The organism is Sulfuricurvum sp. (assembly GCF_049305995.1).
Lineage (GTDB): Bacteria > Campylobacterota > Campylobacteria > Campylobacterales > Sulfurimonadaceae > Sulfuricurvum.
In genome coordinates this window covers 1-8542 of the sequence record NZ_JBAQPS010000398.1, presented here as the reverse complement: position 1 = coordinate 8542, position 8542 = coordinate 1, and the positions used below count along the sequence as shown (strand labels likewise).

11 protein-coding genes are annotated in these 8542 nt (G+C 44.6%); 5 read left to right on the top strand and 6 right to left on the bottom strand.

Annotated elements, in window-relative coordinates:
• Positions 1-47: 47 nt before the first annotated feature.
• From WA010_RS13375 to WA010_RS13350, 6 genes are all read right to left on the bottom strand, one after another.
• Positions 48-293, bottom strand: a complete 246-nt coding sequence (locus tag WA010_RS13375) for a type II toxin-antitoxin system RelB/DinJ family antitoxin (RefSeq protein ID WP_422557615.1) — start codon at positions 291-293, stop codon at positions 48-50.
• Positions 294-466: 173 nt separating this feature from the next.
• Positions 467-1678 (bottom strand): ATP-dependent Clp protease ATP-binding subunit ClpX, encoded by a 1212-nt coding sequence (gene clpX, locus WA010_RS13370; RefSeq protein ID WP_422557614.1) that lies wholly within the window; start codon positions 1676-1678, stop codon positions 467-469.
• Positions 1678-2274 (bottom strand): ATP-dependent Clp protease proteolytic subunit, encoded by a 597-nt coding sequence (locus WA010_RS13365; RefSeq protein WP_422557613.1) that lies wholly within the window; start codon positions 2272-2274, stop codon positions 1678-1680. Before WA010_RS13365 ends, clpX begins: the two co-directional genes overlap by 1 nt.
• A 10-nt stretch (positions 2275-2284) precedes the next feature.
• Positions 2285-3115 (bottom strand): SIR2 family protein, encoded by an 831-nt coding sequence (locus WA010_RS13360; RefSeq protein ID WP_422557612.1) that lies wholly within the window; start codon positions 3113-3115, stop codon positions 2285-2287.
• Between the two features lie 242 nt (positions 3116-3357).
• Positions 3358-3864, bottom strand: a complete 507-nt coding sequence (locus WA010_RS13355) for a hypothetical protein (protein ID WP_422557611.1) — start codon at positions 3862-3864, stop codon at positions 3358-3360.
• Positions 3827-4270 carry a hypothetical protein gene (locus WA010_RS13350; RefSeq protein WP_422557610.1) on the bottom strand — a complete coding sequence of 148 codons (444 nt, stop codon included), beginning with the start codon at positions 4268-4270 and terminating at the stop codon, positions 3827-3829. Before WA010_RS13350 ends, WA010_RS13355 begins: the two co-directional genes overlap by 38 nt.
• A gap of 221 nt (positions 4271-4491) precedes the next feature.
• Between WA010_RS13350 and nifB the strand changes: the two genes are divergently transcribed.
• The 5 genes from nifB to WA010_RS13325 all read left to right on the top strand — a co-directional run bounded on the left by nifB (position 4492) and on the right by WA010_RS13325 (position 8410).
• A complete protein-coding gene (gene nifB / locus WA010_RS13345; RefSeq protein ID WP_422557609.1) occupies positions 4492-5907 on the top strand; it encodes a nitrogenase cofactor biosynthesis protein NifB in 1416 nt (471 codons plus the stop codon).
• A 109-nt stretch (positions 5908-6016) separates the two neighbouring features.
• Positions 6017-7132, top strand: a complete 1116-nt coding sequence (gene nifV, locus WA010_RS13340) for a homocitrate synthase (protein ID WP_422557608.1) — start codon at positions 6017-6019, stop codon at positions 7130-7132.
• The gene (locus WA010_RS13335) at positions 7123-7950 is read left to right on the top strand and encodes a GNAT family N-acetyltransferase (RefSeq protein WP_422557607.1); all 828 of its coding nucleotides are present in this window, start codon (positions 7123-7125) and stop codon (positions 7948-7950) included. The genes nifV and WA010_RS13335 overlap by 10 nt, the downstream gene beginning before the upstream one ends.
• A gap of 10 nt (positions 7951-7960) precedes the next feature.
• Complete coding sequence (locus WA010_RS13330; RefSeq protein WP_422557606.1) at positions 7961-8185, top strand: FeoA family protein; 225 nt, start codon at positions 7961-7963, stop codon at positions 8183-8185.
• A 27-nt stretch (positions 8186-8212) separates the two neighbouring features.
• The gene (locus WA010_RS13325; protein WP_422557605.1) at positions 8213-8410 is read left to right on the top strand and encodes a CCE_0567 family metalloprotein; all 198 of its coding nucleotides are present in this window, start codon (positions 8213-8215) and stop codon (positions 8408-8410) included.
• The last annotated feature ends 132 nt before the right edge of the window (positions 8411-8542 follow it).

Genomic DNA, 8542 nt, shown 5'->3' with positions numbered 1-8542 from the left:
GGCGTACTGTCGCGTAGTCTTTTAGAAATGCTTTGTGACGGCGTAGTTTAGCCATGGCGTTTTAATTCTTCGATGGAAAAATCTTCGATATTTTTACCCGCTAGAATGTCTCTAAATACTTGTTGCGTTTCTTCGTTCGGGATTTCTATGTCGAAAGGGATCCCTTTGCGAAGACGCACCTGATTTAAAAAGAGGTTGACCGCTTCACCGAGTGAAAGACCCAATTCATTAAATATCTTTTGGGCTTCTTGTTTTACTGCCGGGTCTAGTTTCATACTGGTAGTCTGACGCATAGGTGACCTCCGATTTAAAATAATACTATAGTATTATATGTATTCTGAAGAGGAATGTCAAATTGAAATGTGAGATGAATACAGCTATTTTTTTCTAAGACTTACCGTTCGCCATGAGCTTGTCGAAGGGTAGTCTATTCATGGTTCGACAGGCTCATCACGAACGCTGGAATTTACCCTTCCGCGTGCTCTTCTTTGTAGGTAAAAATTGGCTCTTTGCTCGGGTCTTCGATGACCGCTTCAGTGATAGTAACACTCGCAATAGCTTTATTCGACGGACAGCTAAACTGCAACGGCAACATCGCCTCCTCTATTATGCCCCGTAACCCCCGTGCTCCGACACCGCGATCAATCGCTTTTTGCGCAACCGCTTCGAGTGCTTTTTGCTCGAAATTCAGCTCAATGCCGTCCATATCAAACAATGCTTGGAACTGTTTGATGAGGGCGTTGTCCGGTTCTTGGAGGATTTGGATCATTTGATCTTTGGTGAGTTCACCCAGCTGTGCGACGACGGGGATACGTCCGATAAACTCGGGGATCATACCGTAATGGACGAGCGCTTTGGCATCGATTTTTTTCGGTTTTGCATCGGCGGAGGCGCTTTTACTGAATCCTACTTTATTGGTTTTTTTCGTATGGGTGTCAGGGACGAGACCGACGAAGGCTCCTCCGCAGACGAAGAGGACGTGAGAGGTGTTGAATAGTACCGTCTCGGTGGTGGAGTTTTTACGGCTCCCTTTTACGGGGACGTAGACTTCGGCACCCTCTAAAATCTTCAATAGACCTTGTTGTACCCCTTCGCCCGATACATCGCGACCCATTGTCGAGCTTTCCCCTTTGCGGGCGATTTTATCCACTTCGTCGATATAGATGATTCCCCGCTGTGCGAGATCGATGTCGTAGTTGGCGGCGGCGAGGAGGCGGCTGAGGATGCTCTCGACGTCTTCACCGACATATCCCGCTTCGGTAAGGGCTGTGGCATCGGCGACGGCGAACGGCACCTGCATGATCTTGGAGAGCGATTTGGCGAGGAGTGTTTTACCGCTCCCTGTTGGCCCTACGAGCATAATATTGGATTTTTCCAACTCGACGTTGTTATAGATCGGGTTTTCGATCCGTTTGTAGTGGTTGTAGAGGGCGACGGCGAGCACTTTTTTCGCATCATACTGACCGATGATGTATTTGTCCAAAAACTCGACGATTTTCTCAGGGGTCGGGAGCTGTTGTTGCATCGCGGAGCGTTGCTCGTAACGCACCTCTTTTTGGAGTATGCTAGAGCAGGTCGTGACACACTCGTTACAGATATGGGTGGTCTCCGAGGAGAACATTTTTTTCACTTCACTTTGCTTTCTTCCGCAAAATGAACACGATTTTTCAGTACTCATCAGACATCCTTCGGCGTGAATTTGGTGAGGATCGTATCGGCAAGACCGAACTCTATTGCCTCTTTGGCTTCCATATAGTTGTCACGGTCGGACTCTTTTTCGATCACTTTGGTACTTTTGCCCGTAGCCTCTGCGAGAATGATATACAAACGGCGTTTGAGGTTCAGGATATGTTTGGTGTGGATCTCGATGTCGCTCGCTTGACCTGAATACCCTCCGAGAGGCTGATGGATCATCACTTCGGCGTTGGGGAGCATATAACGATTCCCTTTTTCGCCGCAGGTGAACAGCACCGCCGCCATCGATGCAACCAACCCCATAGCGTAGGTATGGACAGGGGCATTGATAAGATTCATCGTATCGAGAATCGCTAACCCTGCCATCACTGAGCCGCCCGGAGAGCTGATGTACATGTGGATCGGCTCATCGGGATCCATCGCTTCAAGGTAGAGGAGTTGGGAGACGATAACTCCCATCATATGATCATCAATTGCTTCGGTGATAACGATGACGCGATCTCCGAGGAGTTTGGAGAAGAGATCGAAATAACGCTCTCCACGCGGTGAAACATCTTTGACGGTTGGAATAAACGGCATAGGTGGCTCCTTATAAAAATGCTTTGATAAATTCGGGTAGTGACATAGGGATCACTTCGAGGTTATGTTTTTCGATGAATTTTTTCTCTTTTTTCCCTAACTCTTTATCGGTGATGACGTAGCCTCCTTCGAGATCGAGGGTTAGCTCGTTGGCAACCATACGATCGGTATCGTGATCAAATGATGTCCCCAAAAAGAGGTATTTTTTTGCTTTTCGGTAGGTTTTGAGCACTTTTGGGATAGCAAATCCTGCCATCGCTTCGGTGAGCCAGTCTACATAATCAGCATCAGAGATAACAAAAGTGGGATTCGGGAGAGGAGATCCCATTGGTTTAAAGAGGATTTTTTCAGCGGTTTCGAGAACCTCATCTTCGACTAAAAAGTATTTTTGGTTCTCAACATCATATTCATACACTTCATAACGGTTTAAATCACCCATGATACGTGTTTTACCAATGATGAGACAATGGGGTGTATAGGCTAATAGTTCTTGTATTTTTGTATCGCGATTCGTATCAATAATGAATCGAGGCATCATATCGACTATCGCTTTGTGCAGGGGTGTAGGGTCAAACGGTTTAGTATAAATGTGGTTGATGAGCTGTGTCATATACTCCACACCGCGACGCTGTTCCAAATGCATAGCAGCACGAGAATATTCGAACATTAGCCGTGGCGACATTGCACGCCCACCGTTCATCGCTAAAATGAGTGAATCGCTATCATGTGGGACAGCTTCCCCCTCTTTGGTTATGATCCCTTCAAACACACCCAAACCGAAGTAGGGGATCGTTGTTTGATTTCTCAACTCTTTTTTTATCGTTTCAAAAATGGTGTCCATTCTGATCCCTTTGGAGCTTTTGATAAACGATTGCATTTAGTGTTCTTGTGATAAATAGGATAAAAATTATCTTATTTGTAGGTTTTTTGTTTAGAATGTCATATTTGTAGGTTTTCTCCCGTATCCGGAAGATGCGGGTAGCTTTAGGGGGTTGTAGGGACAAATGTCCCTGCCACTCAATGGGCTTTGCTCATTTAGTGCGTAACATCAGTAAAAAACGGGGACAAAAATGTCACCCGGATTTACCCGTGACACCCTTTTCCTGTATAGCAACTATTGGCAGCGACGATTTTGGCAAGGGCTTTATCGATACTAAATGGATCATTTAGATCACTAAGGATCTCGTGGTAAAACACTGCACCATCTTTTGATACGATAAAGAGTGATTTTGCTAGTTCTTTATTGCTGAGTCGGACGCCGTAATAATCCCCGAATGCTTCATCAACATCATATCCGCTTATCCACTCTTCGAGAGAGGGTAATTTGTGCGTGTCATTGGCGACGATAAGTGCTTTGGTGATCCCACCGAGTGCATTGAGATTTAGAAGAGTGTCTATCTCTTGTAACTGAGTCAAGAGTGCCTCATCGATAAAAGAGGCACTGATCAGGAGCTGAGTCACGCCGTTTTGCCCGCCGATGCGGAAATTTTCTCCCGAAGCGGTTTTTAGGTCAACTTTCTCTGAGGCATAACCGATATCCAGCGGCATATCTTCAAGATGCAGGATTGATGTATTGTAAGTGATCTGCAAGGTTGGCTCCTATAATAAAATGGTTGATAGCTTCATCGGCTGTTTTGACAAATGGGGGAATTTTATGAATTTTAATTCCTACATTTTTCATGGCAAAGAGGGTGTTGAGGCAATATGAATCGACAATTAAATAATTGCATTTTCCAATCACTTCAAGAAGAGCATAGTGTTCACTGACGTGGTGAGGGTTTTGAGCTAAATCATTTTCACATGCACATATTTTCATTTTTGGATCGCGTACCATCCGTCCTTCATGTTTTTCCCATGGGTTCAGACGGGTTTCGAGAAAACGGTAACGAATATCTTTACGTTCACCGGAAACATCATACAATGCAAACATAGTAGCACTACAGGGATTGTAGTGATATACACGCATCATTGCATCCATAGGTATAGCTACCATCATAATCATGCTCCTGTTATTTAATGTAAATAATGCAATTTTTATTCTGTAGCTTTTTGAAATAACAATAGAAAAGTATTTGGTAGTGATAAGACAAAAATGTCGTAATAGTTGTTGTAAATAGCACAATGGAGTGAGAACATCATTTGCAATAACCTAATTTAGAAAATGGTTGCCGCCGGATGAGGTTGAGAATCATTGAATGACACTTAAAAGGAGTTATTATGAGTTGTTCCTCAAGCGGAAATGAATCTTTTATGCCCGAAGATATTCAAGCGAAGATACACAATCATCCATGTTATTCGGAGGGTGCACATCACCATTATGCACGTATTCACGTAGCGGTAGCCCCCGCGTGTAATATCCAATGTAATTACTGTAACCGTAAATACGACTGTTCCAATGAATCTCGACCAGGGGTAACGTCTGAGCGTCTCAGCCCTGAAGAAGCGGCAAAAAAAGTATTACTTGTCGGTGGAGAAGTCCAACGTATGAGTGTTCTTGGTATCGCTGGTCCGGGAGATGCTTTGGCAAATCCGAAGAAAACCTTTGAGACTTTCGGAATGGTTCGCCAATTTGCACCGGATTTGAAACTATGTCTCTCGACAAATGGTTTGGAATTACCGAACTTTATCGATGAGATGGTTGAGTACAACATCGACCACATCACCGTCACGATTAATAGTGTTGATGAGAGCGGTGAAATCGGAAGTTTGATCTATCCATGGATTTTCCATAATAACAAACGTATTTATGGAAAAGAAGCGGCACAAATCCTCCTCGAAAACCAACTCGAAGGGATGAAGAAATGTGTTGAAAAAGGGATTTTGATCAAAGCAAACTCTGTTTTGATCCCGGGTGTTAATGACAAACACCTCCCAGAAGTTTCCAAAAAACTCAAAGAGATCGGTGTTTTCTTGCACAACATTATGCCGATCCTCTCTGAGCCTGAATTCGGTACAGCATTTGCCCTCGCAGGTGTACCAAGTGCAACCGATCAAGAGCAAATGGCGGTTCAAGAAGCGTGCGGTATGGATATGAAACTCATGCAGCACTGTCGTCAATGCCGCGCCGATGCGGTTGGGCTTATCGGTGAAGACCGAGGGGCTGAGTTTACCAAAGATACTTTTGCAGGTCTTAGTTTCGACGAACTTCAAATCAAATACGATCTTGAAGCGCGTCAATCGGCTCAGGCAAAAATCGAAGAGTTTAGATTCTTCCTCGATCAAGCCAATGAGCGTGTTCGTAAAGAGAAAGAAGAACTTAGCTCTAACGGTGTAACGATCCTCGTAGCGGTAACCACTGCAGGTGAGGGGATGATTAATCAACATTTCGGAAGCGTTAAAGAGTTCTTGATCTACGAAGCAGGGGATAAAGGTATCCGATTTATCCACCACCGTAAAGTCGATTATGAGTATTGTGCAGGGCCAGACGGTACGAACCCGCTTCAGCCGATTTTGGAAAAACTCAAAGACGTACAATTGATCCTTACCGCGAAAATCGGCGGATGTCCGCAGGATGATCTTAAAGCAGCCGGTATCATTGCAGATCAAAGCTATGCGTATGAGCCGATCGAGATCTCTGTTCTAAAAGCATCTCGCAAATACTTCGGTATGGACGAAAACGCGGAAGTGAATTGATACATTTTTGGCTTTTCGTTCGTAGTGAGCTCGTCGAACTATGAACGAAATACCCTTCGACAGGCTCAGGGCGAACGTTACTTGAGGATGACAAGGAAAGGAAAATATCGTGGCTCTTATAAATGACACCACTTTACGTGACGGGGAGCAGGCTCCTTATGTTGCATTCAATACGAACGAAAAACTCCGTATCGCAACACTCCTAGATGCATGTGGTGCGGATGAACTCGAAATCGGTATTGCGGCGATGGGTGTCAAAGAGCGCGATGATATTAAAGAGCTTTTGTCTTTAGGGCTAAAAGCACGGATGATGACGTGGAACCGTATGAAGATGGAAGATCTCGATGCTTCTCTCTCGTGTGGGATAAAAGCGGTCGATCTCTCTATTCCTATCTCGGATATTCTCATCGATGTGAAATTTGGCGGCAGTAAAGCTAAAGTCTTATCCGAACTCGAACGTGTTGTCACAGCGGCAAAGCGTGAGGGATTATTTGTCTGCATCGGTGGCGAAGATAGCTCTCGTGGAAGTCATGAATTTATTCGAGACGTCATAGAACTCGCATCAGAGTGCGGAGCAGAACGCTTCCGCTATTGTGATACGATCGGCATCATGACCCCGACACAAACCTACAACGAAATCAAATCTTTATGCGATCTTAATCTTCTCCCGATTGAAATGCATACCCATAACGATTTTGGTTTGGCAAATGCAAATGCCCTCAGCGGTATCGATGCGGGGGCGATTAGTATGAATACCACGGTGATTGGGTTGGGTGAACGGGCGGGGAACGCATCGTTCGAGCAGATTCTTATGGCACTTAAACATCTCTACGGTGAGGCACGTGCCATCGATCCTCTCCTGATCCGAAGCTTGGTTCAAACCGTAGCCAGTGCGGCAAATATGTCGCTCTCTTCTAATGCCCCTGTCGTGGGTGAGCGGATATTTGCCCACGAAAGCGGCATACATGCGAGCGGGATGATGAAAGATTCCCATGCCTATGAACCCTATGAAGCCGAAGAGGTAGGTCTTGAGAGCTCATTTCCGATCGGAAAACATTCGGGCAGTGCGACCATCCGCTACCATTTAGCACGTATGGGGATTAGTGCTGAGAACAATATCCTACGCGATATGCTCCCTAAAATCCGTGAAATTGTTACGGCACGTAAAAGGGTACTCGACATTAGTGAACTCAAATCCCTCTATCAGGAAGTAGCATGTATATAGGGTGGCTTAAATTTGTCGATGTGCCTGAACTGATCAAGATCGCCGAAGAGACAGGCTGGTTGCTCGATGGATACCATGTTAAACTCATGATGATGCACGCTCCTCATCTGTGTTACGGTGCCTATGAGGATGGCGTACTGGTCGGTGCGGTAATGGCGATCGAGTTTGAGACCTCGGCGATGATCAAATATTTCATGGTAAAACCGAGCCATCAAAAGCAGGGGATCGGACGACGGCTGTTTCATACCCTTTTTGGTGTTCTCAAAGATGAACACCCATCCCTCTATCTTCATGCGAATCCTCAGCTCAAAAGTTTTTTTGAACAAAGCGGTTTCAAAAGTGTGATGGAAGTAGGACGTTTTCTCAATGTCGGAAAAGTTCCTCCGTTTAGTTTTACCAATGCGCAGGCAAAAGAGTTGGATGGGGGAAATTTCGATGCGACGATCCGCAAAATCGACATGGAAACCTTCGGTGAAGATCGTATGTCATTTATGCTCGATGAGATGGAGCGTAACAGTTCACTAAAATTTGCTCTTCCGAATTCATTTCAGCACTCTAGCGTTATCAATTCGAGAGGAGTTTATCTCGGACCGTGGCAATGCAAAAGCGGTTTTAAGGAAGAAGCGGAAAAAATGATGCAAGGTGTTTTGTATTTTAGAGGATTGAAAAAAGTTCTCGCGGATGTCCCTCTAGGTAATGTTAATGCGGTTGCATTATTTGAAAAATACCATTTTCAGCAAAAAGGAAGCTTCCTGCATATGTGTTACGGTGAATCTCGAAATGTTAAGTTTGAGAATATCTACGCATTTTCACTGTGAGGGATAAACTATGAATCTTCTAGAAACCTGTGTGAATGAAAAATGCAGAGTCTTATCCATAGCACTGGATGAAACCTTAAAAGATCATCTTTGTGCTATGGGAATCTGTCCCAATGCGACACTCTGTGTAAAACGGTACGGTCTTTTTAAAAGCAGCGTGCAGGTTCAAATCGGTGAGCGGATTGTGGCATTGGGAAAAGATCAAGCACGTCATATCGAAATACGTGTTGCGTAACAAATAAATTAAATAAAAGGATAAATTATGTCAGATATGACTGAACAAGATCATAAAAAAGAGTTGGCAAAACTCAAACGTTTAGCGGTAGAAGTTGCATCAGAGATTCACGATATCGTTGAAGATACGGTGTGGACAAACCATATTAAAATGCCGGAGTTAGCGCAAAAACTCTACGAAGCAGTTGAAAAAGCCAACGCTTATAAAGTAGAGCACTCCCTCTAAGGGGTGGATCATGGCAACGAAAGAAGAAGTCCTCGCATCAGAAATTTGCGAATGCGGTTGTAAGAGTGTAGCCGATGCGATCAAACTTTTCCAAGAGACCTCCCTCCCGTACAAAAAAGCGAAAAAGCTTGT

Bases quoted from the DNA above. Each gene is read 5' to 3' on its own strand.
- WA010_RS13325 (WP_422557605.1), top strand. From the start codon at position 8,213: ATGTCAGATATGACTGAACAAGATCATAAAAAAGAGTTGGCAAAACTC.
- WA010_RS13375 (WP_422557615.1), bottom strand. From the start codon at position 293: ATGCGTCAGACTACCAGTATGAAACTAGACCCGGCAGTAAAACAAGAA.
- WA010_RS13335 (WP_422557607.1), top strand. From the start codon at position 7,123: ATGTATATAGGGTGGCTTAAATTTGTCGATGTGCCTGAACTGATCAAG.
- WA010_RS13350 (WP_422557610.1), bottom strand. From the start codon at position 4,270: ATGATGGTAGCTATACCTATGGATGCAATGATGCGTGTATATCACTAC.
- clpX (WP_422557614.1), bottom strand. From the start codon at position 1,678: ATGAGTACTGAAAAATCGTGTTCATTTTGCGGAAGAAAGCAAAGTGAA.
- nifB (WP_422557609.1), top strand. From the start codon at position 4,492: ATGAGTTGTTCCTCAAGCGGAAATGAATCTTTTATGCCCGAAGATATT.
- WA010_RS13330 (WP_422557606.1), top strand. From the start codon at position 7,961: ATGAATCTTCTAGAAACCTGTGTGAATGAAAAATGCAGAGTCTTATCC.
- WA010_RS13360 (WP_422557612.1), bottom strand. From the start codon at position 3,115: ATGGACACCATTTTTGAAACGATAAAAAAAGAGTTGAGAAATCAAACA.
- WA010_RS13365 (WP_422557613.1), bottom strand. From the start codon at position 2,274: ATGCCGTTTATTCCAACCGTCAAAGATGTTTCACCGCGTGGAGAGCGT.